At 60.0% G+C, this 25,841-nt stretch carries 22 protein-coding genes; 11 read left to right on the forward strand and 11 right to left on the reverse strand.

All coding sequences use genetic code 11. The features are described 5' to 3' along the window. The first annotated feature begins 3 nt into the window (after positions 1-3). The 4 genes from DSM14862_RS05270 to glmM all read left to right on the forward strand — a co-directional run bounded on the left by DSM14862_RS05270 (position 4) and on the right by glmM (position 4,045). On the forward strand, positions 4-648 hold the full coding sequence (locus DSM14862_RS05270) for a cell wall hydrolase (RefSeq protein ID WP_007119389.1): 645 nt from the start codon (positions 4-6) through the stop codon (positions 646-648). Positions 649-762: 114 nt separating this feature from the next. Continuing rightward, positions 763-1,689 carry a dihydroneopterin aldolase gene (locus DSM14862_RS05275; RefSeq protein WP_007119390.1) on the forward strand — a complete coding sequence of 309 codons (927 nt, stop codon included), beginning with the start codon at positions 763-765 and terminating at the stop codon, positions 1,687-1,689. Continuing rightward, a complete protein-coding gene (folP, locus tag DSM14862_RS05280; RefSeq protein WP_007119391.1) occupies positions 1,689-2,702 on the forward strand; it encodes a dihydropteroate synthase in 1,014 nt (337 codons plus the stop codon). Before DSM14862_RS05275 ends, folP begins: the two co-directional genes overlap by 1 nt. Further along, positions 2,699-4,045: a phosphoglucosamine mutase gene (glmM, locus tag DSM14862_RS05285; protein WP_007119392.1), complete on the forward strand. Its 1,347-nt coding sequence runs from the start codon at positions 2,699-2,701 to the stop codon at positions 4,043-4,045. Before folP ends, glmM begins: the two co-directional genes overlap by 4 nt. On the opposite strand, the gene DSM14862_RS05290 is transcribed toward glmM, so the two are convergent. Both DSM14862_RS05290 and ilvC read right to left on the reverse strand, forming a co-directional pair. After that, positions 4,042-4,968, reverse strand: coding sequence for a DMT family transporter (locus DSM14862_RS05290; RefSeq protein ID WP_007119393.1), 927 nt, complete (start codon positions 4,966-4,968; stop codon positions 4,042-4,044). The genes glmM and DSM14862_RS05290 overlap by 4 nt on opposite strands. A gap of 76 nt (positions 4,969-5,044) precedes the next feature. Continuing rightward, positions 5,045-6,067, reverse strand: a complete 1,023-nt coding sequence (gene ilvC, locus DSM14862_RS05295) for a ketol-acid reductoisomerase (protein WP_007119394.1) — start codon at positions 6,065-6,067, stop codon at positions 5,045-5,047. Between the two features lie 134 nt (positions 6,068-6,201). On the opposite strand from ilvC, the gene DSM14862_RS05300 reads away from it, so the two are divergent. The 3 genes from DSM14862_RS05300 to DSM14862_RS05310 all read left to right on the forward strand — a co-directional run bounded on the left by DSM14862_RS05300 (position 6,202) and on the right by DSM14862_RS05310 (position 8,296). Continuing rightward, positions 6,202-6,657, forward strand: coding sequence for an Lrp/AsnC family transcriptional regulator (locus DSM14862_RS05300; RefSeq protein WP_007119395.1), 456 nt, complete (start codon positions 6,202-6,204; stop codon positions 6,655-6,657). Then, positions 6,654-7,109: an Lrp/AsnC family transcriptional regulator gene (locus tag DSM14862_RS05305; RefSeq protein ID WP_007119396.1), complete on the forward strand. Its 456-nt coding sequence runs from the start codon at positions 6,654-6,656 to the stop codon at positions 7,107-7,109. Before DSM14862_RS05300 ends, DSM14862_RS05305 begins: the two co-directional genes overlap by 4 nt. A 62-nt stretch (positions 7,110-7,171) precedes the next feature. After that, complete coding sequence (locus DSM14862_RS05310) at positions 7,172-8,296, forward strand: aminotransferase class V-fold PLP-dependent enzyme (protein WP_007119397.1); 1,125 nt, start codon at positions 7,172-7,174, stop codon at positions 8,294-8,296. 18 nt (positions 8,297-8,314) lie between these two features. Here the strand turns inward: DSM14862_RS05310 and DSM14862_RS05315 are convergent, their stop codons facing one another. Together DSM14862_RS05315 and DSM14862_RS05320 are read right to left on the reverse strand one after the other, a co-directional pair. Next, complete coding sequence (locus tag DSM14862_RS05315; RefSeq protein ID WP_007119398.1) at positions 8,315-9,514, reverse strand: UbiH/UbiF family hydroxylase; 1,200 nt, start codon at positions 9,512-9,514, stop codon at positions 8,315-8,317. Further along, entirely contained in the window at positions 9,514-10,161 is a 648-nt protein-coding gene (locus DSM14862_RS05320; protein ID WP_040701092.1) for a pyrimidine 5'-nucleotidase, read from the reverse strand. Before DSM14862_RS05320 ends, DSM14862_RS05315 begins: the two co-directional genes overlap by 1 nt. Positions 10,162-10,261: 100 nt before the next feature. Between DSM14862_RS05320 and DSM14862_RS05325 the strand changes: the two genes are divergently transcribed. Further along, positions 10,262-10,915, forward strand: coding sequence for a GntR family transcriptional regulator (locus DSM14862_RS05325; RefSeq protein ID WP_007119400.1), 654 nt, complete (start codon positions 10,262-10,264; stop codon positions 10,913-10,915). Here DSM14862_RS05325 and DSM14862_RS05330 read toward each other — a convergent pair. Beyond that, a complete protein-coding gene (locus DSM14862_RS05330; protein ID WP_007119401.1) occupies positions 10,866-12,812 on the reverse strand; it encodes a glycosyltransferase in 1,947 nt (648 codons plus the stop codon). The two genes, DSM14862_RS05325 and DSM14862_RS05330, sit on opposite strands and share 50 nt — an antisense overlap. Positions 12,813-12,905: 93 nt before the next feature. Further along, positions 12,906-14,066, reverse strand: a complete 1,161-nt coding sequence (gene carA / locus DSM14862_RS05335) for a glutamine-hydrolyzing carbamoyl-phosphate synthase small subunit (protein WP_040700990.1) — start codon at positions 14,064-14,066, stop codon at positions 12,906-12,908. Between the two features lie 195 nt (positions 14,067-14,261). Here carA and DSM14862_RS05340 point away from each other — a divergent pair, with 195 nt between their 5' ends. After that, positions 14,262-14,720, forward strand: coding sequence for a GatB/YqeY domain-containing protein (locus tag DSM14862_RS05340; protein WP_007119403.1), 459 nt, complete (start codon positions 14,262-14,264; stop codon positions 14,718-14,720). Between the two features lie 54 nt (positions 14,721-14,774). Here DSM14862_RS05340 and DSM14862_RS05345 read toward each other — a convergent pair whose 3' ends face one another. The 4 genes from DSM14862_RS05345 to DSM14862_RS05360 form a co-directional block, all read right to left on the reverse strand. Continuing rightward, a complete protein-coding gene (locus tag DSM14862_RS05345) occupies positions 14,775-15,257 on the reverse strand; it encodes a DUF2244 domain-containing protein (RefSeq protein ID WP_007119404.1) in 483 nt (160 codons plus the stop codon). A 169-nt stretch (positions 15,258-15,426) separates the two neighbouring features. Continuing rightward, positions 15,427-18,867 carry a pyruvate carboxylase gene (locus DSM14862_RS05350; protein ID WP_007119405.1) on the reverse strand — a complete coding sequence of 1,147 codons (3,441 nt, stop codon included), beginning with the start codon at positions 18,865-18,867 and terminating at the stop codon, positions 15,427-15,429. A gap of 101 nt (positions 18,868-18,968) precedes the next feature. Further along, the gene (locus DSM14862_RS05355; RefSeq protein ID WP_040701093.1) at positions 18,969-20,117 is read right to left on the reverse strand and encodes an alpha-hydroxy acid oxidase; all 1,149 of its coding nucleotides are present in this window, start codon (positions 20,115-20,117) and stop codon (positions 18,969-18,971) included. 151 nt (positions 20,118-20,268) lie between these two features. Then, positions 20,269-21,042, reverse strand: a complete 774-nt coding sequence (locus DSM14862_RS05360; protein WP_131541673.1) for a hypothetical protein — start codon at positions 21,040-21,042, stop codon at positions 20,269-20,271. A gap of 207 nt (positions 21,043-21,249) precedes the next feature. Between DSM14862_RS05360 and DSM14862_RS05365 the strand changes: the two genes are divergently transcribed. Next, positions 21,250-23,667: an ATP-dependent helicase gene (locus DSM14862_RS05365; RefSeq protein WP_007119408.1), complete on the forward strand. Its 2,418-nt coding sequence runs from the start codon at positions 21,250-21,252 to the stop codon at positions 23,665-23,667. Between the two features lie 289 nt (positions 23,668-23,956). Here DSM14862_RS05365 and DSM14862_RS05370 read toward each other — a convergent pair whose 3' ends face one another. Beyond that, a complete protein-coding gene (locus tag DSM14862_RS05370; protein WP_007119409.1) occupies positions 23,957-24,169 on the reverse strand; it encodes a DUF1127 domain-containing protein in 213 nt (70 codons plus the stop codon). Between the two features lie 597 nt (positions 24,170-24,766). Here DSM14862_RS05370 and DSM14862_RS05375 point away from each other — a divergent pair. Continuing rightward, the gene (locus DSM14862_RS05375; protein ID WP_007119410.1) at positions 24,767-25,831 is read left to right on the forward strand and encodes an Mrp/NBP35 family ATP-binding protein; all 1,065 of its coding nucleotides are present in this window, start codon (positions 24,767-24,769) and stop codon (positions 25,829-25,831) included. The last annotated feature ends 10 nt before the right edge of the window (positions 25,832-25,841 follow it).

The following is a 25,841-nucleotide window of genomic DNA, read 5'->3' on the forward strand; positions in this document are numbered from 1 at the left end:
CGCATGATGCGTTTTATCCGGTCGATCTCTTTTGCACTTTCCGTCGCTCTTTGCAGCGCTCCATTGGCCGCTGCGGCCAGTTCCGAGAGCGCCAGCGATCTGGCGCAGATCGAACTTCAAGGTCTGAAATCCGCGGGCGCTGCCCGACTTCGGGAAATGGTCGCGCAACCAGCTTCGGCCAGCGAGACCGATGTGAAATTCTCTAAGGCATGGGTTGATAGCCAGCCCAAGGCCGAAGGCAGCGCCGAGTTGCAGTGCCTTGCCGAAGCGCTCTACTTTGAGGCCCGTGGTGAGACCGTCAAAGGTCAGTTCGCCGTTGCCGAAGTGATCATGAACCGCGTGAAATCGGCCCGCTTCCCCGGCACGCTTTGCGGCGTGATCAATCAAGGGACTGGCCGCAAGTACCAGTGCCAATTCACCTACACCTGCGATGGCAACAAAGAAGTCATCAACGAGCCGCGCGCCTTTGCCCGTGTCTCGAAAGTGGCCCGCGCGATCATCGACGGCACTGCGCCGAAGCTGACCAACGGTGCAACCCACTACCACACGACCGCCGTGAACCCCAACTGGGCGCGGGTCTATACCAAGACAGCACGGATCGGGCAGCATCTCTTCTACCGCCACACGTGGAAAACTGCGTCGAACTAAAGGGTAGGACGCAGATTTGTTTTCGGGTGCTGGCCTGCCGACGGTGGGCCTGCTAGAGGTGCCCTGAGGCGCCCCCCAAAGGGGCATGTTACCCTGATCCGATAGGCGCTGCCGATGTCCGACGAAATTCGACTTGCTTTTGCCCACCCGTCAGAGCGGGCCGCGGCGATGGCCGGTCCTGAGCCACGCGACCGCATTTCCCTGCGCGATCATATCGTTGAGGTTGAAATCGGCGCGTTTCAGGCCGAGCGGGATGTGACGCAGCGGGTCTGCTTTAATGTTGTCGTCGAGGTTGCTCCGCTTACAGGCGACGTCGAGGATGATGTAGATCGCATCCTTTCTTATGATCGCGTGACCGAGGCAATTGCCGCCGAGCTTGCTGCCGAACGGCTTAATCTGCTGGAAACACTGGCCGAACGGGTGGCGGATCGGATCTTGGTTGAGCCGCAAGCGATGCGGGTTTTTGTCCGTATTGAGAAGCTGGACCGCGGCCCCGGTGCCCTTGGGGTTGAGATCGTGCGGGCCCGCGGAAGTGGTGCTGTAACGCAGGACCCCGCGATTGAGACGCCGCAGCCCCGTGTGGTTTATCTTTCGAACGCGGCGATAGCATCTGCTCATCTGACCGGTTGGTTAGACCAGTTGGAAGCCGATTCCCAGCCCGTGATCCTTTGCGTCGGTCCGGCGGACACTGCCGCACCGCAGGCCGGGCAAGCAAGGGCGCAGCGCCATATTGATCTCTTGGCGATTGAGCAGAACGCGTGGAAACTTGCCGCCTGCGATCCACGCGGCGTCGTTGTCGGCAGCCGAACAGAGTTAGACTGGGCCATGAAAAATGGTCAGTTGAACATTTGGGCCCCGTCGCGCATCGTGCTCGACGCGGTCGATGGCCCCACCGCCGCCCCAAACGCGGCATCTGCTTTGGCGGCATGGTTCGCGGAAAGCTGTGCTGCGACCGAGCTTTTGGTGATTGGTGCCGAGCTGCCTGAGAGTGCGGGACTGCCGATGCGAGCGCTGTCGACTGAAATGGCAAATATCGTCTGATGTCTGATTATCATCGCCCGCTAGTTCAAATTGGTCCCGCGCGGCCTGAGGGCGCCGTAACCCTTGCGGGGGGGTGGGGTTGGTTCACTCATGTTGAGGTGCTGAACCGCGCAAGTGCGCCGCGTGTGATCCCAGCGGCTGAGTTGCCCCAAGTGGCGTTGGAGACGCTGACCGCACCGCGCGCGCCGGTTGCCGGACTGTCTTTCGACCGCCCCCGTGTCATGGGCATCCTTAACGCCACGCCAGACAGTTTCTCAGATGGGGGGCGTCACGCTGATCCGCAGGTGGCGGTAGCGGCAGGCGTGGCGATGCGATCTGTCGGGGTCGACATGCTTGATGTGGGCGGCGAATCGACCCGTCCGGGGGCTGAGACGGTGCCCGCGGCTGTAGAGATCGCCCGCGTCGTGCCGGTGATCGAAGGGCTGCGTGCCTCAGGCCCAGGGGCGATCAGCATTGACACGCGCAAGGCTGCCGTGGCCGAGGCAGCCGTGGCGGCAGGGGCGGGTCTGGTCAATGACGTGGCTGCGCTGACCTTCGATCCTGCCCTTGCGCCCTTTTGCGCGGCCCGTGGCCTACCTATCTGCGTGATGCATGCCAAAGGCGACCCTGCCACGATGCAGCGCGATCCGCGCTATGATGACGTGCTGCTGGACGTCTATGACTATCTGGCCGAGCGTATTGCCGCGCTAGAGGCAGTTGGGATTGAACGCCGCAACATCATCGCTGATCCCGGTATAGGATTTGGCAAAACGTTAGAGCACAATCTCGCGCTACTTGCCCGTTTGAGCCTGTTTCACAGCCTTGGCGTGCCGGTCTTGCTGGGTGCTTCGCGAAAGCGCTTTATTGGCACGATCGGTGGCGGCGAGGCGGGGGAAGACCGCGCGCCGGGGTCCATCGCGGTGGCGCTGGCGGCGTTGAACCACGGCATTCAATTCTTACGCGTTCATGATGTGGCGCAAACCATTCAAGCGATTGCACTTTACCGTGCAGCCATGACAGGAAAACAGATATGACAAAGCTTTTTGGTACAGATGGCGTGCGCGGCACGGCCAATTTTCACCCCATGACCGCCGAAATGGCGCTGCGTATCGGCGCGGCTGTTGGGCGCTATTTCCGGCGCGAGAAAGACAGTGTGCACCGTGTGGTGATCGGCAAGGACACCCGCCTGTCGGGCTATATGTTTGAGAACGCATTGACGGCGGGGCTGACCAGCACGGGGATGAATGTACTGCTGCTTGGCCCGGTGCCGACCCCGGCGGTCGGGCTTCTGACACGCTCAATGCGGGCCGATTTGGGGGTGATGATTTCCGCCAGCCACAACCCGGCCAGCGACAATGGCATCAAGTTTTTCGGGCCTGACGGGTTCAAATTGTCTGATCAGGTCGAACACGAGATCGAGACCTTGGTCGCCGAAGGGGTGGAGCCTACGGCCCCCGACCAGATTGGTCGCGCAAAGCGGATCGACGACAGTCGCTTTCGCTATATCGAGCGGGTTAAATCCTCTTTCCCGCGTCAGATGCGTCTGGATGGGCTGAAGGTGGTGATCGACTGCGCGCATGGCGCGGCCTATCACGTTGCCCCGATGGCCCTGTGGGAATTGGGCGCGACGGTGATCCCCGTAGGTGTGGCCCCCAATGGACTTAATATCAACGATGGGTGTGGGTCTACCGAGCCACAATCGGCAGCCGAGGCCGTGGTCGCGAATGGCGCAGACGTTGGCATTTGCCTTGATGGTGATGCGGATCGGGTAATCTTGATCGACCAGAATGGCCGTATCGGCGACGGGGATCAATTCATGGCGCTGATGGCGGCGCGTTGGGCTGCGGATGACCGGCTCGCGAACAAGGCGCTGGTTGCCACGGTGATGAGCAATCTGGGGCTAGAGCGTTTCCTCAACGATCGCGGGGTTCAGCTGGAGCGGACCGCCGTGGGGGACCGTTATGTGGTGGAGCGGATGCGCGCGGGGGGCTTCAACCTCGGCGGGGAGCAGTCGGGCCATATCGTCATGACCGATCACGCCACCACGGGCGATGGCCTCATGGCCGGGATGCAGTTTCTGGCCGAGATGGTGCGTTCGGGCAAGCCTGCTTCGGAACTGCTGTATCAATTCGATCCGGTGCCGCAACTGCTGAAAAACGTGCGCTTTTCCAGCGGTCAGACCCCGCTGGAAGACGCGCAGGTGCAGGCCGCCATCGCGCAGGCCGAAGCCGATCTCGCTAAAGGTGGGCGGCTGTTGATCCGCAAGTCCGGCACCGAGCCACTGGTGCGGGTGATGGCAGAGCATGAAGATGCGGCGCTGATGGAGGGTGCGGTGGACAGTGTGGTTGACGCGGTGAACGCGGCAGTGGGCAGCTAGGCCCGTCCGCGCTGGAACAACCGTTTCAGCGCGCCATATTGGCTAAGGCCCACCCCGGCAAGGATCAGCGCCATCGCATAAAGCAGCGACATCGGCAGCGGCTCTGACAGGATCAGCGCGCCGAGCAGAACAGACCAAACTGGCACTTGGTAATTCACCAAGGACATGAAGACCGGCCCGGCAGTGCGCACCACGTAGACCCGCAGAAAAGCGGCACCTGCGGTGGGGATAAGGCCAAGAAAGGCCAATACGCCCAATATCTTAGGGCTGGGCAAAGGGGGCGGCCCTTCGCTGAGGAAAGCGGCCGGCAGCATGACGCTTGCACCGATCAGCATGAGGATTGTCCCCAGCCCAATAGGATCCACCGAAGGCAGGCGGCGCATTAGGATAGAGCTGAACGCATAACAAGACGCCGCGCCGACGCAGGCCATGCGTCCGGCTGTCTCCATCGCGGCGCCCGTGCTTTCAAACGCCTGTCCACCAATCAGCACCACCACGCCGACAAAACCAATCAAAAAGCCGCCGATTTTGCGCGGGGTCATGTTTTCGCCCGGCAGCAAAAAATGCGCCAACGGCAAGACGATCAGCGCGACAGAGGCCATGGTCACCCCGGCGAAGCCGGAGGTCACATATTGCTGCCCCCAAGCCAGCAGCGAAAAGGGCAGGGCCGAGCTGATAATGCCAATAGTAATCAGGGTGGTGATATCGCCGGCTGTTGGCCGCGCGGTGAAAAGCGCAAAGCCACGCGTGGCCCAAAGCGCCAGCATCACGACAGACGCAAGGCCGATACGCGAGGCGGCAAGCCAAAAGGGTGTGATGCCAGTAAGGGCAACTTCGGTGACCAGAAAGGTGCCGCCCCAGACAAAACCCAGAAGGACCACCAGCAGCCAGCTGGTCAGGGTAATTTGCGGTGTGGTGTTCATTCAGGCTCCGGGGCAAAGGCAAAGACCCCGGCGCGAGGCCGGGGTCGATGTCGTCTCATCTTTAATTGAAACTGGCTCAGTTCTTGGCCTTGTCCACCATCTTGCCTGCGGAAATCCACGGCATCATCTCACGCAGCTTGGCGCCGACCTGTTCGATGCGGTGCTCGTCGTTGATGCGACGGGTCGCTTTGAACGAAGGCTGGCCGACGGCGTTTTCTTGCATGAAGTCGCGCACGAATTTACCGTTCTGGATGTCTGTCAGCACGTCTTTCATGCGCTTCTTGGTCTCGTCGTAAGGCAGAATGCGCGGGCCGGAGACATATTCGCCGTATTCCGCCGTGTTGGAGATCGAGTAGTTCATGTTGGCGATGCCGCCTTCATAGATCAGGTCGACGATCAGCTTCACTTCGTGCAGGCATTCGAAATAGGCCATCTCGGGGGCATAACCCGCTTCGACCAATGTCTCGAAACCCATGCGGATCAGTTCAACCAGACCACCGCAAAGCACGGCCTGCTCACCGAAGAGGTCGGTTTCGCATTCTTCGCGGAAGTTGGTCTCGATGATGCCGGAGCGGCCGCCACCGATGGCGGAGCAATAGGACAGGCCGATCTCCAGCGCTTTGCCGGAAGCGTCGCGATCCACGGCCACAAGGCAAGGCACGCCGCCGCCTTTGGTGTATTCGCCACGCACCGTGTGGCCCGGACCTTTGGGCGCCATCATGATGACATCGATGCCTTCTTTGGGCTCGATCAGGCCGAAGTGGACGTTCAGACCGTGGGCGAAGGCGATAGCAGCACCCTCACGGATGTTGTCATGCACGTATTTTTTGTAGGTCTCAGCCTGAAGCTCATCGGGCATGGTGAACATGATCAGGTCGGCCCAAGCAGCCGCTTCGGCGATGCCCATGACCTTAAGGCCTTCGCCTTCGGCTTTGGCGGCAGAGGCAGAACCTTCGCGCAGGGCGACGACGAGGTTTTTGGCGCCGGAGTCGCGCAGGTTCAGCGCGTGGGCGTGGCCCTGGGATCCGTAGCCGAGGATCGCTACTTTCTTGTCTTTGATGAGGTTCACATCGCAGTCACGGTCATAATAAACGCGCATGATCTTGTCCTTTGGTTGATCTCTATCTGGGGTTCACCATAGCGATGTCGCGTCTAGGAGCCATTGTCATCGCAGAGGTATTTGTGAAAGAATGAAGATAGTTATTCGCCTGACGACGCAAAAATGGAAAAATCATGCTTGATGATCTGGATCGCCGTATTCTGCGCTACTGGCAGGCAGAGCCGAGCCTAAGCCCCGGTGAGTTGGCGGAGCGCTGTAACATCACGGCTGGCAAGGCGGCGCGGCGGATTGCGCGGTTGCAGGATCAAGGGATCGTTCAGGGCAGTGGTGTGGTGATTGATTGGGCGGCGCTTGGTTATGCGCTTGAGGTGTCCTTGCGGGTGACACTGGACAAGACGCAGGCCAATGCGTTTGACATCTTTATGGCAGAGGCACGGCAGGTGCCCGAGGTGATCGAGCTTCAGACGTTTCTGGGCCGGGTCGATCTGCGGCTGTCGATCATTGCGCGGGACATGGCGCATTATCAGCAAATCTACCGCAGCCGTATCCTGACCCTGCCGCATATCGCCGAGATTGAGGCGCTGATGCATGTGGCGCGGATCAAGACGCAAGAGGGGCTGCCGCTGTGATCGAGTTGGACGAGATCGACCGCGCCTTGCTGCGCGCATTGGCACGGGATGCGACGCAAAGTACGAGCGCCTTGGGCCGGCGGCTTGGTCTGTCGCAGCCTGCGACATGGCGGCGCATCAGGCGATTGGAAGAAGGCGGCGCGATTTCGGGTCGGCGGTTGCGGTTGAATGCCGAGGCTTTGGGTTTTGGCGTGACCGTTTTTCTGGGCATTAAACTGGCCACGCGGGGGCGGGTAAGTTTAGATGATTTTGAGCGGGCGGTGAGTGCTATTCCCGAGGTGCAGACTGTTGAGCACGTCTTGGGGCTTTTCGACTACCGGCTGCGGGTCGTGGCGCGGGATTTGCCTGATTTCGAACGCGTGCTGAGGCGGCGGATCATGACCCTGCCCGGCGCGGGAGAGGTGGAGGCCAATGTGCTTTTGAGCGAGGAGCGGTTGCCGGGGCCGCTTTAGCCGCGAATTGCCTTTTGCGGCGGCGGGCCATATGCCTTTGATCGAAAGATGGAGGAAGAACGATGGCATTGCTCGACACGGTAGACCCAGCAGGGCTCGATGAATTCAGCGTGGTCTTTACCGACCGTTCGCTCAACCACATGTCAGCAGAGTTTCAGCAGGTCATGCGCGACCTCTCGGACTGGTTGGGTGAAGTGTACAACGCCGATGCTGTGGCGCTGGTGCCCGGCGGCGGCACCTATGCGATGGAGGCCGTGGCGCGGCAGTTTGCGCGGGGCCAAGACGTGTTGGTGGTGCGCAACGGGTGGTTTTCCTATCGCTGGAGCCAGATTATTGAGAGCGCCGATTTGACCAACAGCGCCGAGGTGATGAAGGCGCGGATGCAAGGCAACGCCAGCCCCGCGCCCTTTGCGCCCGCACCAATCAACGAGGTCACCGCCGCGATCCGCGAAAGCAAGCCGCAGGTGGTGTTCGCACCGCATGTGGAAACGAGCTCAGGCATGATCTTGCCCGATGACTACATCAAAGAAATGGCCGCAGCGGCGCATGAGGTGGGCGCGTTGATGGTGCTGGATTGCATCGCGTCGGGCTGTGTCTGGGTTGATATGGAGGCGCTTGGCGTCGATGTGCTGATCTCGGCACCGCAAAAGGGGTGGAGCGCCTCGCCCTCGGCCGGGTTGGTGATGATGTCCGCACGGGCCGAGACGCGGCTTAATGAGACCACATCGGATAGTTTCGCCATCGACCTGCGCAAGTGGCGCGACATGATGAAAGCCTATGAAGCGGGCGGCCATGCCTATCACGCGACCATGCCGACGGATGCGCTGCGTGTTTTCCGGGATACGGTGCGTGAGACCCGCGATTATGGGTTTGACCGGTTGAAAGAAGCGCAGTGGCGTTTGGGCGAAGCGGTGCGGGAGGCGTTGTCCGAAAGGGGCGTGACCTCGGTCGCTGCTGAGGGGTATGCAGCGCCGGGTGTGGTGGTCGGCTATACTACGGATCCCGATGTCCAAAACGGCAAGGCTTTTGCCGCCAAGGGCATGCAGATTGCTGCCGGGGTGCCCTTGCAGGTTGGCGAGCCGGATGATTTCCGCACCTTCCGTCTGGGGCTGTTCGGTCTGGATAAGCTCTATGATGTGGACGCGACCGTGGCGCGGCTGACGGCTGTGCTCGACGAGGTTTTGTAAGATCAACTGCGCCGCAGATCAGCGGCGCAGGCCCAACCCCATTTGCATCAACATCTTGCGTACTTGGGGCAGGGCGTAAAGCGCATTGAGCCCCGCCGCACGCGCGTCGCGGGCCAGTGGGCTGCTGGCTTGGCTTGCCCGGTTCAGCAAATCTATCCCCCGCACTCTGAGCGCGATGTCAGCGTGGCGGGCCTTGTGGTAGGCCTCTAGCATGTCGGCATCCCCCAGCGTTTCCGGCGTGGCGTGGGCTAGGTCCAGCAGGGTCGCCAGATCAGTGAGAGACATGTTTAGCCCCTGCGCGCCAATGGGAGGCAGCACATGCGCCGCCTCAGCCACCAGCGCCAACCGCTCACCAGAGAGGCGCTTGGCCTCTTGGCTGATGATCGGCCAAAGCGCGCGGGGGCTGGCGAGGGTGAGCGGCCCGAAGAGGTTGGCCGAGCGTGCCGTCGCTTCGGCCTCAAAAACGGCTGGGTCAAGCGTTGCACGGGCTTGGGTCGCGGGGCCGCTGTCCATCCAGACCACGGCGGAACAAGGCATGCCGTCGCGGTCGGGCAGGGGGACGAGTGTGAAGGGGCCGCCGGAGCGGTGCACTTCGGTCGAGACATTCTCATGCGGGATCGGGTGGGTGACGCAAAAGGCCAGCGCCTTTTGCCCGTAGCGGCGGGTGGTGACCTCGATCCCAGCGGCTTCGCGCATCGGACTGTTGCGCCCATCGGCGGCGATCACCAGCCGTGTTCTGATCCGGCTGCCGTCGCTCAGGCCCACGCGGGCCTCGCTTTGCCGGGTGAAGAGCGTCGTGGTGCCGGTGCCGGGGCGAAAATTGACGTTGGGCAATTCGTTAAGGCGGGCGAGGATCTCGCGCCGCAGCAGCCAGTTGGGGAAATTCCAGCCGAAGGGGGCATCGGAGATATCGGCGGCATCGAACTCGCGGGTGACGCGGGGGCTCGGGTCTTCGCCGCCCGCATCGACGATCCGCATGATCTGCAAAGGGGCGGCATGCGGGGCGAGGCGGTCCCACAGGCCGGCGTCTTCCAGCAGCAGGCGGGCCGGTTGCAGCAGGGCGGTGGAGCGCATGTCGGCCCCTTTGGCGGCGGCATCCGTGACGGGCGGTGTAGGATCGACGCAGATCACATCAAAGCCTGCCGCGCCGAAGGAGGCGGCTGCGGTCAGCCCGGCGATGCCGCCGCCGGAAATCAGAATATCGCAATCGAAAGTCATCAGCCCGCCACCCGTGTCAGGAAATCGCAGAGGTCTTGCGTATGGTAGTGGATGTGATCGCCTTCGCCACGTTCGGGGGCCACGTGCACTGTGCGCATCCCCAACGCGTGGGGGGCGGCAAGGTTGCGCGGATCATCCTCGAACATGGCAGCGGCATTGGTCTGGAACCCGTCGATGCCAAAGACTTTGTCATAGGCCGCTGCTTCGGGTTTGGGCAGGAAATCGGCGTGTTCGACGCCGTAGACTGCGTCGAAAAGCCCGGTAAGCCCGCGCGCCTCCAGCACCCGCTCGGCGTAAGGAGCGCAGCCGTTGGTGTAGACGATGCGCCGCCCCGGTAAGACGCGGATTGCTTGGGCAAGCAGCGGATCAGGGGTCAGCCGATCCATCGGGATGTCATGTACATCGGTAAGATAGGGGCCGGGATCGACGCCATGTTCGCGCATCAGGCCCGCGAGCGTGGTGCCATAGGTCTGCCAATAGTGCTGGCGCAGGTGGTTGGCCTCGGCCCTATCCACCTTGATGGCATTCATCACCCAATCGACCATGCGAGCTTCGATCAGATCGAAAAGCCGCGCCTCGGGCGGGTAGAGCGTCTGATCCAGGTCGAAAACCCAGGTAGTGACATGAGAGAAAGCATCGCGCGGCATGGCGCAGAGGTAGGCCGAGACGGGCAGCCGTGCAAGCCCTCCCGGGTTGCGCATATGGTCGCGGTGGGTAAGGTGGCGCAACTTTCAAGGACTGAGACGTATGCCCGACGCCAAAACCGGCCCGACCGACGCCTATTCGATGATACTCGAGGCCATCGACATCGGCACCTATCGCCCCGGTGATCGATTGGTGGAGAGCGAGCTGGCCGAGCGTTTCGGCGTCTCACGCACGCCGATTCGCGAGGCATTACAACGGCTTGAGACGCAATCTTTGTTGGTGCGCGATGGGCGCAGCCTGATCGTTGCCTCGCTGGATCACAACCAGATGGCCGAGCTTTATGTGGTCCGCGGCGAGTTGGAAGGGTTGGCCGCGCGGCTTGCGGCCCGCCATGCCACTGCGGAAGAGGTGCGCGTATTGCGTGAAATGGTGGATGCCGACAATGCGTTGGCGGGCAATCCGAATGCGCTGGCACGGGCGAATAAGCGGTTTCATAAGCAGATCCATCTGGCCTCACACAATCGCTATTTAGTTCAGCAGCTTGACCTTGTGCATCGCTCGATGGCGCTGATGGCGACATCTTCGCTGGCGGTGGAGGGGCGCGGCGAGATTGCTCAGGCGGAACATGACCGGATCGTGCAAATGATCGAAGCCCGTGACGAGGACGGTGCCGACGAGGCGCTGCGCACCCATATCTCTGTCGCGTTTATGACCCGGCTGAAGCAGGAAGCGGCCCGGCGCGAGGAAGAGTTTTAGGCGGCGTTTTCGCGCGCGCATCAGTGTGGGGCAGGGTTTGTCCATGGGCGGTTTTGTCCCAAAAATGTGGCCTGCGGTGGAGCTCATAGAGCGCTTTCGCGGCGGCGACGGCCCCCAACGCAAAATAAAGCGGCAGTGTGATGACCCATGGCAGCAGGTGCCGATGCCCGCGTTTTGACACGGCAAGACAAGAAACACCGAGGTTCAGCAGTTCCGACAGAATGAAGAGCGTAAAAATCGCTGTCATCATCGGCGGTCCCAGCCAATCTGTGACGGGGTGATACAGCCCAAAGAAACTAAGCCAGAGCGACCAGAGCAGCGGGGCGAGAGCGAATTGCGAAAATGTGGCAAGGAATATTGCCTGAACGCCTAAAAAACGCAGCAATCCTAAATCTTTTAGCAGCGCCCGCGGTCTGCGCATGTGGACAGACCATGTGACGAGATATCCCTTAAGCCAACGTGACCGTTGTCGCACCCATAGCCACGGACGGCAGTTGGCTTCCTCGTAGGTGGTGGTGGGTAAAAGTTCCGTCACATAGCCATGGCGCGCCAGCCGTAGGCCCAGATCGGCATCTTCGGTCACATTATGCGCATCCCACGCGCCGAGGTTTTGGAGAATATCGCGGCGAAAGAACAGGGTTGTTCCGCCCAGTGGCACGACCAGCCCCAGCCGAGCGATACCGGGAAGGATCACCCGCCACCACGTGGCATATTCGATGGCAAAGCAGCGGGCCATCCAATTGCTGCGGCTGTTATAGAAGTCCAGAACTCCCTGTAAACATGCGACGTTTTCAGGTGCATTCTGAAAGCGGGTGACAACTTGTTCGATCTGGTCCGGCTCGGGCGCGTCCTCAGCATCCCACACGCCGATGATGTTGCCCCGGCAAAAGTCCAACGCGTAATTCAAGGCGCGGGGCTTGGTTTTCAACGCGCCTGCGTTGGGCACTTCGATCACGTTGATCCAACCGGGCAGCTGGGTGCGTGCGATCGTACGGCGTGTAATATGATCGCTTTCTTCAAGCACCAGAACCACCTCTAAAAGCGATTTTGGATAGGTCAGGCGGGAAAGCCTTGCGATCAACTCCTGCGCGATCTCTTTTTCGTGCAGCAAGGGCACAAGTATAGAGACGCGGGGCAGGCGAAATCCAGCTAGGTCTTCGGGCTTTGAAGGGATTGGCGACGAGCGCGCAAATGCCAGAGATGCCCAAAGCGCCGCCCCCTTTAGGCCGCTGGTCATCAACAGTGTAAGGGTCGCCCAAATCAACATTAAGGACAACACTGCTGAAGGGAAAAGAACCAGCAGAGCAACAATGGTCCCCAATAGACCAATCGTTGAATACCGTCGTTTTCCCTGCTGCGCACCCCAGTTCCGGCAGCTTTCGGCCGCGGGCACGCGGGTCGCGGCCTGATGCGCAAGCTCTGTGACGTAGAGACGGCCAATCTGGGTTAACACTTGTTGCGGGTCGGCAATGACCAGTATCAAGGCTTCTCCTCTTTCACCCAGGGCCGTGCAAAACTGCGCGAAATCGCCGGGTCGTCCGGTGGCCACCAACAGTCGGTCGCCCAGTTCCAGCCAAGGAACCGCGCCGAATTGTAAGCAAAGGGCGACGGGGATTTGCCGAGACAGACGCGGGTCGGACGGGCTGCGGGTTAGATCGACAGGCTGTACACCATATTGCCGGGCCAGAGCTTTTACGACGTCATCGGGCGACACCAGCCCTTCGGCTGCAAGGATCTCACCCAAAGGGGCGTCAATGCGGCGTTGCAGGGCCAGACCATGGAGCAGATCATCTGGTCCAATGATCCCTGCGGCAACCAAATGCTGGCCCAACCGCATCCGGTGGGCGGGGGCGGCGGCAATGCGTGGTGCCGAAAGTTTCAGGCGAAGGTTGCTCATCCCGGGCCTCGCTAAGGTTCCGGGGTGAGACTGGCAGGCGACCGTTAATCGAGAGTTAACAGTCGCCTATGCAATCAATACATGTAGTGAATTTTAAGCACTTCGCGCGGCCATAGCTTCGCTGAAACGCTCAAACAGGTAGTAGCTGTCCTGCGGGCCGGGGCTGGCTTCGGGGTGGTGCTGCACCGACCAAACCGGGCGGCCATCGACGCGGATACCGCAGTTCGACCCGTCAAACAGCGACACATGCGTCTCGCGCACGCCTTCGGGCAGGGACTGGCCGTCGACCGCGAAGCCGTGGTTCATTGAGGTGATCTCAACCTTGCCGGTGTCGTTGTCCTTTACGGGGTGGTTCGCGCCATGGTGCCCGTGGCTCATCTTGACGGTGGTGGCGCCAAGGGCCAGCGCCAGCATCTGGTGGCCAAGACAAATGCCAAAGACCGGCAGATCGGTTTTGTCGAGCACGTCGCGGATCATCGGCACAGCATAGACGCCGGTCGCCGCCGGATCGCCCGGACCGTTGGAGAGGAAAACACCGTCGGGCTCGTGGGCCATGATATCGTCGTAGGTGGCAGTCGCGGGCAGCACGGTCACGTCGCAGCCAGCAGAGGCAAGGCAGCGCAGGATATTGCGCTTGGCGCCATAGTCTACGGCGACCACCTTGTGCTTGGCTTCGGTCTGCGGCGCGTAGCCATCGGGCCATGCCCACCGCATCTCGTTCCAGCGGTAGGTCTGAGCACAGGTAACATCTTTGGCCAAGTCCATGCCTTCCAGACCTGCGAATTCGCGGGCCGAGGCGACCAGCGCTTCGATGTCGAAGTTGCCGTCGGGGTCATGCGCAAGGGCGGCGTGCGGCGCGCCTTGCTGGCGGATCGCGCGAGTCAGGCGACGGGTGTCGATGCCGCCGATGGCGATGCGGCCGCGTGCGGCCAGCCAATCCGACAGCGGCTGCACATTGCGCCAGCTGCTGGGCGTGGTTGGCATCCATTTGACGACCATACCTGCAGCGACCGGATCGCCGGTCTCGTCATCTTCGGGGTTGGTGCCAACATTGCCGATATGCGGGAAGGTAAAGGTCACGATCTGGCCCGCATAGGAGGGGTCGGTCATGATTTCTTGGTAACCGGTCATCGCGGTGTTGAAGCACAACTCCGCCACGGTTTGGCCAGTAGCGCCAAACCCCATACCGTAGAAAATCGATCCATCCGCGAGGGCAAGGCAGGCGGTTGGGCGGGGGCGAGCAGGCGCGGACATGGGGCAGTCTCCGGGCAGAAGGGGGGCGGGTAAACGGGTGGCAACCTAATCCCGCGCGTACGCGGGGTCAATAGGCAGAGGGAAATGAGATATCCTTTTACATCAGCGACTTACCCATCGTCGCCCCCCATTGCTCCGCGCGAAGAGAGCAGGTAAGCTGCGCCCCTTGGATTAAGCGAAACACAGGAAACCACCATGTCATTGCGGATGCGCATCTCAGATGCTTTGAAACAGGCTATGAAAGACAAGGCGGCGGACCGGCTTTCGACGCTGCGGCTGATCAATGCGGCGATCAAGGATAAGGACATTGCCGCCCGGGCAACCGGCAAGGACGACGGCGTGTCCGATGCCGAAGTGCTGAGCATCTTAAGCAAGATGGCCAAGCAACGCCAAGAATCGGCGCGCGCCTATGAAGAGGGTGGGCGGCTCGACCTTGCTGAGCGTGAGCGCGAAGAAGTCGAGGTGATCGAAGAATTTCTGCCACGGCAACTGACTGTGCCAGAGACCGCCGCTGCAGTGGATGACGCCATCAAAGAGATTGGCGCAACCTCGATCCGCGATATGGGCAAGGTCATGGGGCTGCTGAAAGAACGCTACACCGGTCAAATGGATTTTGGCGCTGTTGGGCCCGTCATTAAAGATCGCCTGAGCTAAACTATTCAATACGCGGCCAGATTGAGGGGTTGGGCCAGTGGGCCCGGCCCCTTTTTAGGTTTGCAGGTGGCGCGATAGGTCTTCAAAAAGGGCGATACGCTCTTCCTCGCTTAGGAATGCGCCGATCTCCACCTCGCGGCCCCCTCCGCGTAGGGTGACGTAGTGCGGCACCGGGCCGTCGCTGTCGTATTTCTTCACGCGGGTCCAATATCGGTTGCAGGTCCAGTCCTTCACCGCGCCTTCGGCAGTGGTATGGACCAACCGTACCGTCGAGGCGTCGAGGGTTAACGTCTCTTCGATCTGGCGGGCACGGTGATTGTGCCGCAAGGCCCAATAGACCGCCCCCAAAGCCAGCACTACAAATGGCAGCAACCCCCAAAGCAATGCGGTGCCGAGCATCGCAATCAGCGGAATCATCGCGAGTGTAAAGGTCGCCAACATAAAGGCAGCAAAGCCGCGCGCGGGCAGAGATTGATGCGGCCAAAGGCGCATCTTTTGCGGATCAGCGCGGGGTGGGGTTGTCCATTCGTAGGGCATGACGTCGCTCAGGCTCACTCAGCTGTCACGATAGCCAAGACGGAAGCAATGGCAATGCGGCGCGGCGACGCGGACGGTTTGGCTCATCAGAGCTCGCAGTTGCCATTGGGGCGGGTTTGCCGGTCGACAGGGCGGTCGCCGGGCGCGTCTAAACGAACCCGGCGCGAAATTATTCCAGTTCGACAAGCAGGTCTTTGGCGTCGATCTGACCGCCTGCTTGCACATGCACGGCCTTTACCGTGGCATCCCGTTCCGCATGTAGGCCGGTTTCCATTTTCATCGCCTCAATGGTCAAGAGCAAGTCGCCCGCTTTGATTTTCTGCCCTTCTTTGACCCCTACAGAGGCCACAACCCCCGGCATCGGTGCACCGATGTGATTGGCGTTTCCGGCCTCAGCTTTGGGGCGCTGCACGGTGGCATCTTTCACCAGTCGGTTCGCCATGCGGATCACCCGCGGCTGGCCGTTCAGCTCAAAAAACACCTTCACTTCGCCGTCTTCACCGGCCTCGGATTCGGCCTGAAGACGGATCTCCAAGGTCTTGCCGGGGTCAATCTCGGCCGAGATCTCGGCGCCCGGCTCCATCCCGTAAAAGAAGGTATGCGTGGGCAGGGTGCGGACCGGGCCATAGATGCGATGGCGGCCCATGTAGTCGAGGAAAACCTTGGGATACATGAGGTAGCCGCACAGGTCTTCGTCGTCGATCTGCATCCCGTCGAGCTGCTCGGACAGGTCTTTGCGTACAGCTTCAAAATCGACCGGATCCAAGTGTTTGCCGGGGCGCTCGGTATTAGGTGCTTCGCCCTTAAGAACCTTTTTAACGATCCCTGCCGGAAACCCGTTTGGCGGCTGGCCGAGATTGCCGCGCATCATGTCAATCACACTGTCAGGGAAGGACACATCGACGTTCGGATCTTCGACCTGCGCGCGTGTTAGCCCTTGGGATACCATCATCAAAGCCATATCTCCGACGACCTTTGATGAAGGCGTCACTTTGACGATATCGCCGAACATCTGGTTCACATCCGCATAGGTGCGCGCCACCTCGGGCCAGCGGTCCTCCAGCCCCATGGAGGCTGCCTGCGCTTTGAGATTGGTGAACTGACCGCCGGGCATTTCGTGCAGATAGACTTCGGACGAAGGGGCCTGCATCCCGGTTTCGAAGGCGGCGTAGTGGCCACGCACTTCTTCCCAGTAATCAGAGATTTCGCGCACGGCCTTGATGTCAATTCCGGTTTCCCGGTCGGTGTGTTGCAAGGCTGAGATCACGGTGCCGAGCGTCGCTTGAGAGGTGTTGCCCGAGAGCGCGTCCATCGCGCAATCAACAGCGTCGACCCCTGCCTCGGATGCCGCAAGGATCGTGGCCGTGGCACTGCCGGCGGTGTCATGGGTGTGGAAATGGATCGGTAGGCCGACCTCAGATTTCAGCGCCTTGATCAAAACCCGGGCTTGGGCAGGTTTCAGCAGGCCGGCCATGTCCTTTAGCCCAAGCACATGCGCGCCAGCGGCTTTCAGGTCTTTGCCCATATTCACGTAATACTGAAGGTCGTATTTCGCACGATCAGGGTCAAAAATGTCACCGGTGTAGCAGATCGTACCTTCGCAAACCTTGCCCGCTTCGACCACCGCATCCATCGCCACGCGCATGTTTTCAACCCAGTTGAGACTGTCGAAAACGCGGAACACGTCGACACCGGTATTGGCGGCTGTCGCCACGAACTTTTGCACCACATTGTCAGGGTAGTTCGTATAGCCCACCCCGTTGGAGGCGCGCAGCAGCATTTGCGTCATCACGTTGGGCAAGGCCGCGCGCAGATCGCGCAGACGCTGCCAAGGGCATTCCTGCAAGAAACGGTAGGCCACATCGAAAGTCGCCCCGCCCCAGCATTCGACCGAGAAAAGTTGCGGCAGATTGGCGGCATAAGCCGGGGCCACCTTGATCATATCAATGCTACGCATGCGCGTGGCCAGCAGTGACTGATGTGCATCACGCATGGTGGTGTCGGTGATAAGAAGCTGACGTTGCTGGCCCATCCAATCGGCCACGGCCTGAGGGCCCTTTTGTTCCAATAGGTTACGCGTGCCCATCTGCGGCTCGCCGCGCAGTGCAGGCGGCTTGGGATCGCGGACATGGGCGGCTGGCAGGGCGTGGCCCTTGGTCTCAGGATGGCCGTTGACGGTGATATCGGCGATATAGGTCAGCACCTTGGTGGCACGGTCGCGACGCTGCTTGAAGTTGAAAAGCTCGGGCGTCTCGTCGATGAATTTGGTGGTGTATTCGTTGTTGAGAAACGTCGGGTGTTTCAGCAGATTTTCCACAAAGGCGATGTTGGTCGACACCCCGCGCACGCGGAACTCGCGTAAGGCTCTATCCATCCGGGCGATCGCCATTTCGGGCGTTGGGGCTTTGGCCGTGACCTTGGTCAGCAGGCTGTCGTAGTAGCGCGTGATGACGCCGCCCGCGTATGCCGTGCCACCATCAAGACGGATTCCCATGCCGGTGGCCGAACGGTAGGCGGTGATGCGGCCATAGTCGGGGATGAAATTGTTCTGCGGGTCTTCGGTGGTCACGCGGGTTTGCAGCGCGTGCCCGGTGAGGGTGATGTCCTCCTGCCGCGTCTTGCCCGTGGCCTCGGCGAGCGATTTGCCCTCGGCGATAAGGATCTGCGCGCGCACGATGTCGATGCCGGTGACCTCTTCGGTGACGGTATGTTCGACCTGCACGCGGGGGTTCACTTCGATAAAGTAGAATTGGCCGTCGTCCATATCCATCAGGAATTCGACGGTGCCCGCGCATTCATAGTTCACATGGGCGCAAATTTTGCGGCCCAACTCGCAGATTTCGGCACGTTGTTCTTCGGTGAGGTAGGGGGCCGGGGCACGTTCAACTACTTTTTGGTTGCGGCGCTGGACAGAGCAGTCGCGCTCATAGAGGTGGTAGATGTCGCCCTGTTTGTCGCCCAAGATTTGCACTTCGACGTGGCGGGCGCGGAGGATCATTTTCTCCAGATATCCCTCGCCATTGCCGAAAGCAGCTTCAGCTTCGCGGCGGCCCTCGCGGACTTTTTCGGCCAGTTCCTTTTCGGACATAATCGGACGCATGCCACGGCCGCCACCGCCCCATGACGCTTTGAGCATCAGGGGGTAACCAACCTCAGCCGCCTCCGCGCGGATCGCATCCATGTCGTCGCCCAGCACTTCGGTGGCGGGAATGACCGGCACGCCCGCGTCCATCGCCACGCGACGGGCCGAGGCTTTGTCCCCCAGAGCGCGCATCGTTTCAGCGCGGGGACCGATAAAAGTGATGCCATTGTTCACGCAAGCGTCGACAAATTCAGGGTTTTCCGACAGCAGGCCATAGCCGGGATGGATCGCATCAGCGCCCGCAGCCTTGGCGACCCGGATCATCTCGTCGATGCTGAGGTAGGCCGCGACGGGGCCCAGTCCTTCGCCAATGCGGTAGGCTTCGTCGGCTTTAAACCGGTGCAGGCCAAGCTTGTCTTCCTCAGCGTAAACCGCGACCGTTTTCTTGCCCATCTCATTGGCGGCGCGCATGATGCGGATCGCAATCTCTCCGCGGTTGGCGATCAGGATCTTTTTGAAATCGGTCACTCGTTGGTCTCCCCTGCTGGATTTAAAGGCAGCTTAGGGATGCTGCGGTGCAGCGCAAGAGGGCTGTGGCAGTCTTTGTCACATTTCTGCAAGGATTGCCGTTAAAGCGGCGAGAGATCAAAGGGGGTCGGCAACTCGCGTAAGTTGTGTGCGCCCAACTGGCCCATATTCGCGGTGAGGTCGCGGGCGAGCAGATCAATAAGGTGATCCACTCCACGCGGCCCAAGTGCTGCGAGCGCGATATGAAAGGCCCGGCCCAACATGACAAAATCCGCGCCAAGTGCAAAGGCACGTAGAATATCAAGGCCCGTTTCTACGCCGCTGTCGAAAATCACGGGCAGTTTAGTGGCGGCGCGGATCGCGGGCAGAGCTTCGGCACTGGCAGGCGCGGCGTCGAACTGTCGGCCCGCATGATTAGAAACCCAGATTGCATCTGCTCCGGCTTGTTCTAATGCAGTCGCATCTTCGGGGCGCAGAACGCCTTTGATCACCAGTGGCCCATCCCAATGGTCTCGCAGCCAATGTAGATAATCCCAATCCGGCGCGGTGCGCAGCAGATAGCCTACATGGGCCGTCGGCGGTAAGTTCGCGGTGGCCGTGCCTTCGGTATATTTATCGAGCATTTTCATATGCGGCAGGCCACGGCGTGCCATGCCCATCGCCCATGCGGGCCGCATCGCAACCTGTGCCATCAAGCGTGGTGTAAGTTTGGGTGGGCTGGTCAAGCCGGAGCGAGTTTGCCGCTCGCGGCGCGACGCGACCGGAACATCGACTGTAAGAACAAGCGTGGTGAAACCCGCAGCCTTGGCACGGGCCAGCATGTCTGTGCGGATCTCAGGGTCGCGCGGAGGGTAAAGTTGGAACCAGCCGTGTTTGCCTAAATGTGGTGCTACGTCTTCGGGGCTGGCGGCAGCGACAGTTGAAAGACCAAAGGGAATGCCAGCGCGATCCGCGGCGCGGGCAAGGTGGGCTTCGGCATCCGGCCATATCAGACCGGACATACCCAAGGGCGACATGCCGAAGGGCAGGGGCAATTTTTGCCCCATAAGCTCAACGCCGAGATCGGGGCTGAATTCACCATGCAATACCGACGGCATAAGGCCAACACGATCCAAAGCCGCACGGTTGCGGTGTTTGGTCGCCTCGGTCCCTGTCGCGGAATCGAGGTATTCCCACACAAACTTAGGTAGGCGCGACTGCGCGCGGCTGCGGAGGTCTGAGAGGGCGGGATAGGTTGCATGTAAGTCCATGGCCGCATTTGCGCCAAAGGACTGCAGATTGTCCAGATAGTGAAAACGCAATCAGATTTGCAGTGTTTTTGTTTGCGCAGCGGGCCGCCTGCGGAGCCGATCCTGGACTGATAACCTCAGGCCTATATTGCACAATTCATCTACGCCAAGGTCACTGGCGCAAAGCCGACCGAGCGGGCGGAGGGGTGTCACTTTGTTTGTCGCCCGGCGCAGTCGGCAGGTTGTCCGCCATGTCCACCAACGCTGCGATAGCAGCTTCGATTTCATCTCCCTCATGCGCATCTGCACTGTCTAAGTCGATCAAATGCACTGTCGGACTTGCCTCTGCCTCCAATCGCTCCTGCGCGATCGAGCGTAGCTCTTGCATGGTGCTGTCGATGGCGCGGCAAAGACCTGCAAGCATCCCAGCAGAACCTGTGAGTTTTGAAGGATCAATCAGCCCTTTTTCCGCGGCGTCCAGCACAGTCGAAATCTGTTCAAGCTTGAACGACGAAGTCGCCGCAAAATAGCGAACATCTTCGAATGCTAGGGTGTCGCGGTTATCGCGTTGCACCCGTTCAACGACAATTGCGCTGCCCACCACCCGATCAAGGCCACGATGCGACTGCACATGATGCAGCGTGGTGTCCCAGATAAGCGGACCGCGCGGCATATGCAGCATTTCGCGGAACCGGATTTGGCCTGCGTTTGAGACACAGCGCGCATAGCGTTCATTGACGGCTTCGGCCTCATCTTCGTTCATGAAGGTATGAAGGGGGCGGTTTATCACCTCCTCCATTACCATGCCACTGTGGGCCTCATGGGCGGTATTAAGCGCGAGAAGTTCGAAATGCCCACTGTCGTTGTTCAATTCCGCAATGAACATTGGCAATTTGAACCGGTCAATCTCTCGGCGTAGTACCGAAGTATCATCATTCCTGAACATGAGCGGCTCCTCTTGTTTGTCGTTGTTCTGCCACATTGGGGCCAAAGCATTAGCAACGGGTAAAGATTTGCAGCACTCTTCAAATTCGCCAGTCTTTACGCGCTACAGCGATATTTCACGGCGGAAATTAACCGGTCGTAAATCCTTTGTGAGAACATTTGCGGAACGTCTCTTTATCTCGTATCGCGGACGCGCTAGATTACGGTCATGAGTGATTTTGACGAAATGGATGCCTTTGAAGGCGCATCATTGTCCGCCCGCGCCATGGCCGCGCGCCCGCAGCCTTATCTGGAGGGGTTGAACCCCGCCCAGCGTGCCGCGGTTGAGACGATGGACGGACCGGTGCTGATGCTTGCAGGGGCAGGCACCGGCAAGACGCGGGCACTTACGGCGCGAATCGTGCATCTGCTCAACACCGGGCGGGCGCGGCCGAATGAGGTTTTGGCGGTCACTTTCACCAACAAAGCCGCGCGGGAGATGAAAAACCGTGTGGGTCAGATGCTGGGCCAGCAGGTGGAGGGGATGCCATGGCTTGGCACTTTCCATGCGATCTGCGTCAAACTGCTCCGGCGCCATGCGGAATTGGTGGGGCTTAAGAGTAATTTTACCATTCTAGACACAGATGATCAGTTGCGACTGCTGAAACAATTGGTGGCGGCTGAGGGGATAGATGACAAACGCTGGCCGGCGCGGATGTTGGCAGGGCTTATTGATGGCTGGAAGAATAGGGCGCTGACGCCCGACAAGGTGCCAACGGCGGATGCTGGGGCTTATAACCACCGTGGACCCGAGATTTACGCGCAATATCAACGCCGTTTGATTGAGTTGAACGCGACCGACTTTGGCGATCTGCTGCTGCATATGGTAACGATTTTTCAGGCGCATCCGGATGTTCTGGCGCAGTATCAGCGCTGGTTTAAGTACATTCTGGTGGACGAATATCAAGATACCAACGTCGCCCAATACCTGTGGTTGCGGCTTTTGGCGCAGGGGCATAAGAACATTTGCTGCGTCGGCGATGACGACCAGTCGATTTACGGTTGGCGCGGGGCCGAAGTGGGCAATATCCTCCGGTTCGAAACGGATTTCCCCGGTGCACATGTGGTCAAGTTGGAGCAGAATTACCGCTCGACCCCGCATATTTTGGCGGCTGCCTCGGGCGTGATCGCCGGAAATGAAGGGCGCTTGGGTAAGACGCTATGGACCGAAGAGACTGAGGGCGAAAAGGTCCGCCTTATCGGCCATTGGGATGGCGAGGAAGAGGCGCGCTGGATCGGGGATGAGATCGAATCTGCACAGCGCGGCACGCGGGGGCTCGATCCATTCTCACTCGACGATATGGCGATACTGGTCCGGGCGAGCCATCAGATGCGGGCGTTTGAAGATCGTTTTTTAACCATTGGGCTGCCTTATAAGGTGATCGGCGGCCCGCGATTCTATGAGCGGTTGGAAATTCGCGATGCCATGGCCTATTTCCGCGTCGTCACCAGCCCTGACGATGATTTGGCGTTTGAGCGCATCGTAAACACACCGAAGCGTGGTCTTGGCGACAAGGCCCAGCAAAAAATCCAGCGCACCGCGCGCGATCATGGGGTGAACCTTGTCGAAGGGGCGCGAATCCTTTTGGCGCATGACGGGATCGGTGGCAAAGGAGGGGCCCAGTTGCGGCTGCTGGTCGAAGGAATTGACCGCTGGTCATCGATGTTGCATGGCCCTCGGATCGAGATCAGCGAAGATGACAGCGTGCTTGATGATGGCGCGGTGCCGCTGCGGGTCGATTACGGGCCACCCGAAGTTTCTCATGTCGAACTGGCCGAAATGATTCTCGACGAAAGCGGCTATACTGGCATGTGGCAAAACGACAAAACGCCCGAAGCGCCGGGACGGTTGGAGAATCTCAAGGAACTGGTGAAGGCATTAGAGGGGTTCGAGAATTTGCAGGGTTTCCTCGAACACGTCAGCTTGATCATGGACAACGAGCAGGAAGGCGACGGCGAGAAGGTGTCGATCATGACCCTTCACGCGGCCAAAGGGCTTGAATTTCCAATGGTGTTTTTGCCAGGCTGGGAAGATGGGCTTTTCCCCTCGCAGCGGTCGATGGACGAAAGTGGGATCAAGGGGCTCGAGGAGGAACGGCGGCTTGCTTATGTGGGAATTACCCGGGCCGAGCAAATCTGCACGATCTCTTTTGCCGCGAACCGCCGCGTCTTTGGACAGTGGCAGAATGCGATGCCATCGCGGTTTATCGATGAGCTGCCCGAGGAGCATGTTGAGGTGTTAACCCCCCCAGGACTTTACGGTGGGGGCTTTGGCGCGGCGATGCCGCAGTCTGAGCTGCATGACCGCGCGGCCAATGCGAATGTCTATAACTCGCCGGGGTGGAAACGATTGCAATCGCGCAGTGGGGCGCGGGGCACCAGTCAGCCCCGAGAAAGCCGCAATGTCACGATCGACATGCAGGCGGTCGCCGCTTTTGAGATGGGTGAACGCGTTTTTCACGATAAATTCGGCTACGGCGAAGTGATCGGCATCGAAGGCGATAAAATGGAAGTCGCTTTTGAGAAGGCCGGGACCAAGAAGGTCGTCTCGCGGTTTTTGACCGGTGGGCAAGACGTGCCATTCTAAAGCCTGATGCGTTCCGCATTTGTGCGGAGCGCGCTTTGCATCAATCTGAATATAGATAGCAGACGCTTACACACATTTATCTGCTTAAACGCGGACCCAGACAAACAAAAACGACGGCACCTTGGGAGGAAGGTGCCGCCGTTTCTATGTCGGCCCGAAGCGTCGAGGGAGGGTCGGCTTCGGGTCTCCTTGCGGGGTCCGCCTCATCAGGGAGGAGGAAAGTGACGCGCACCCCGGCTTTCAGACGGCAGAACAGGGAGGGGTTCTGACGTCCGATCTCAATATCGGCTTAGCCGCGGGAGGATTCCCATGCGACGCGGCGCAGTTCGGAACGGCTCAGACCAAGGTCAGCCAGTTCGCGGTTGCTCAACGCGCTCAGACCGTCAAAAGTTTCACGGTACAGACGGTGCTGTTTGTAGCGGGTGGCAAGTGCTTCGAGTGTTCCGCCAACGCGGGCGAAGACGGAAGTTGTGTTTGCGGTGGTTGTGTTCATGTAAGCCATTTCGGCGCCTCTTTTTTCATCTGTGGATTATCTCGTTGCCTGCTATTTACGCTCTTTCTGCATTTGCACAACGGGCATAAAGGCAATGCCGCTATGCAGAAATCGCATAGGTGAAGAAAGCTGTAAGTGATTGATGAGCAAGGGATTTAGTCGCGCTACGAAGTGACGCACCGTCATAAAACTGTCATTTTGGGGTGGGGAGGGAAAGGAGCGGCGACATCTGGGAGGAGGTAGATGTCGCCGCCAATTGCAGACACATCCGGGAGGAGGATGGATACGTCTGGTCTTTCCGAACTCAGATACATCCGGGAGGAGGATGGATGCTCTGGGTCTTGTCAAAATCAGACACATTCGGGAGGAGGATGAATGTGTCTGGTCTTTCCGAAGGCTGGGCATTGCCCTGCCTATGAACTCAAGTTAGCGCTAATTGCTGCAAGTGCACAATATTTGTTTTTGCAATGCTGCTATGCAGCAAAAACATGGGATCCTTGCGCAATCCTTAGGCGTTGCGCCTGATCCTTGTGCGAAACGGGCCGTCCCCTTGCGCTTGGCGCAGAACCTGCCATTTCAGGAGGCCTAATAGAGGAGAATTTGCGCATGTCTGTGACCAAAGCAGAAGTCGAAGCGGCGCTGGAGCGGGTGCAGCTGCCCGACGGAAAAAGCCTGTTGTCCCATGATCTGGTTCGCGCATTGGTGATTGACGGCGAAAAGGTGCGATTCGTGATTGAGGCACCCAACGCTGATGTGGCCCGCCAGATGGCACCGCTGCGAGACGCAGCTGAGCAGGTGGTCCGCGATCTACCGGGGGTTGGCGATGTTTCCGTGGCCCTTACCGCCCATGGCCCTGCGCCCAAGGCGCCCAGTCTTAAAGTCGGCGGCCACCCAAAGCCGCAAGAGGGGCCGATGAAGCCCAGTGGTGTAAAGCGCATCCTGGCAATTGGCTCAGGCAAGGGTGGGGTGGGTAAATCCACGGTCAGCTCTAACCTCGCCGTGGCGCTGGCGCGCGCAGGTCGCAAGGTCGGGCTGTTGGACGCTGATATCTATGGTCCCAGCCAGCCGCGCATGATGGGGATCAACAAACGCCCCGCCAGCCCGGACGGCAAGACGATCATCCCCCTTCAAGCGCATGGCGTCACGATGATGTCGATTGGCTTTATGTTAGAAGAGGGCAAGGCCGTGGTCTGGCGTGGCCCAATGCTGATGGGCGCGTTGCAGCAGATGCTGGGGCAGGTAGAGTGGGGCGAGCTTGATGTGCTGCTCGTTGATCTGCCGCCGGGCACGGGGGATGTGCAGTTGACGCTTTGCACCAAATCCGAATTGTCCGGCGCTATTGTCGTCAGCACACCGCAAGATGTGGCGCTGATCGATGCACGCAAGGCGCTGGATATGTTCGCCACCTTAAAAACCCCCGTGCTGGGTCTGATCGAGAATATGTCGATGTTCGTCTGCCCTGATTGCGGATCGCAGCATGAGATATTCGGCCATGGGGGCGTGGCGGCAGAGGCCGATAAGATGGGTGTGCCGCTGCTGGGCAGCCTGCCGATTGATCTGGAGACCCGTCTTGCGGGCGACAATGGCACACCGATTGCCGCAGGCGACGGCGCCATGGCCGACGCCTATGCCCGCATCGCACGCGGGTTGATCGACGGCGGCATGGCCTGAGTAGAGGGGC

The sequence above is a fragment of the Sulfitobacter indolifex genome (assembly GCF_022788655.1).
Classification (GTDB): domain Bacteria; phylum Pseudomonadota; class Alphaproteobacteria; order Rhodobacterales; family Rhodobacteraceae; genus Sulfitobacter; species Sulfitobacter indolifex.

Bases quoted from the DNA above. Each gene is read 5' to 3' on its own strand.
- DSM14862_RS05270 (WP_007119389.1), top strand. From the start codon at position 4: ATGATGCGTTTTATCCGGTCGATCTCTTTTGCACTTTCCGTCGCTCTT.
- DSM14862_RS05275 (WP_007119390.1), top strand. From the start codon at position 763: ATGTCCGACGAAATTCGACTTGCTTTTGCCCACCCGTCAGAGCGGGCC.
- folP (WP_007119391.1), top strand. From the start codon at position 1,689: ATGTCTGATTATCATCGCCCGCTAGTTCAAATTGGTCCCGCGCGGCCT.
- glmM (WP_007119392.1), top strand. From the start codon at position 2,699: ATGACAAAGCTTTTTGGTACAGATGGCGTGCGCGGCACGGCCAATTTT.
- DSM14862_RS05290 (WP_007119393.1), bottom strand. From the start codon at position 4,968: ATGAACACCACACCGCAAATTACCCTGACCAGCTGGCTGCTGGTGGTC.
- ilvC (WP_007119394.1), bottom strand. From the start codon at position 6,067: ATGCGCGTTTATTATGACCGTGACTGCGATGTGAACCTCATCAAAGAC.
- DSM14862_RS05300 (WP_007119395.1), top strand. From the start codon at position 6,202: ATGCTTGATGATCTGGATCGCCGTATTCTGCGCTACTGGCAGGCAGAG.
- DSM14862_RS05310 (WP_007119397.1), top strand. From the start codon at position 7,172: ATGGCATTGCTCGACACGGTAGACCCAGCAGGGCTCGATGAATTCAGC.
- DSM14862_RS05315 (WP_007119398.1), bottom strand. From the start codon at position 9,514: ATGACTTTCGATTGCGATATTCTGATTTCCGGCGGCGGCATCGCCGGG.
- DSM14862_RS05320 (WP_040701092.1), bottom strand. From the start codon at position 10,161: ATGCCGCGCGATGCTTTCTCTCATGTCACTACCTGGGTTTTCGACCTG.
- DSM14862_RS05325 (WP_007119400.1), top strand. From the start codon at position 10,262: ATGCCCGACGCCAAAACCGGCCCGACCGACGCCTATTCGATGATACTC.
- DSM14862_RS05330 (WP_007119401.1), bottom strand. From the start codon at position 12,812: ATGAGCAACCTTCGCCTGAAACTTTCGGCACCACGCATTGCCGCCGCC.
- carA (WP_040700990.1), bottom strand. From the start codon at position 14,066: ATGTCCGCGCCTGCTCGCCCCCGCCCAACCGCCTGCCTTGCCCTCGCG.
- DSM14862_RS05340 (WP_007119403.1), top strand. From the start codon at position 14,262: ATGTCATTGCGGATGCGCATCTCAGATGCTTTGAAACAGGCTATGAAA.
- DSM14862_RS05345 (WP_007119404.1), bottom strand. From the start codon at position 15,257: ATGCCCTACGAATGGACAACCCCACCCCGCGCTGATCCGCAAAAGATG.
- DSM14862_RS05355 (WP_040701093.1), bottom strand. From the start codon at position 20,117: ATGGACTTACATGCAACCTATCCCGCCCTCTCAGACCTCCGCAGCCGC.
- DSM14862_RS05360 (WP_131541673.1), bottom strand. From the start codon at position 21,042: ATGTTCAGGAATGATGATACTTCGGTACTACGCCGAGAGATTGACCGG.
- DSM14862_RS05365 (WP_007119408.1), top strand. From the start codon at position 21,250: ATGAGTGATTTTGACGAAATGGATGCCTTTGAAGGCGCATCATTGTCC.
- DSM14862_RS05370 (WP_007119409.1), bottom strand. From the start codon at position 24,169: ATGGCTTACATGAACACAACCACCGCAAACACAACTTCCGTCTTCGCC.
- DSM14862_RS05375 (WP_007119410.1), top strand. From the start codon at position 24,767: ATGTCTGTGACCAAAGCAGAAGTCGAAGCGGCGCTGGAGCGGGTGCAG.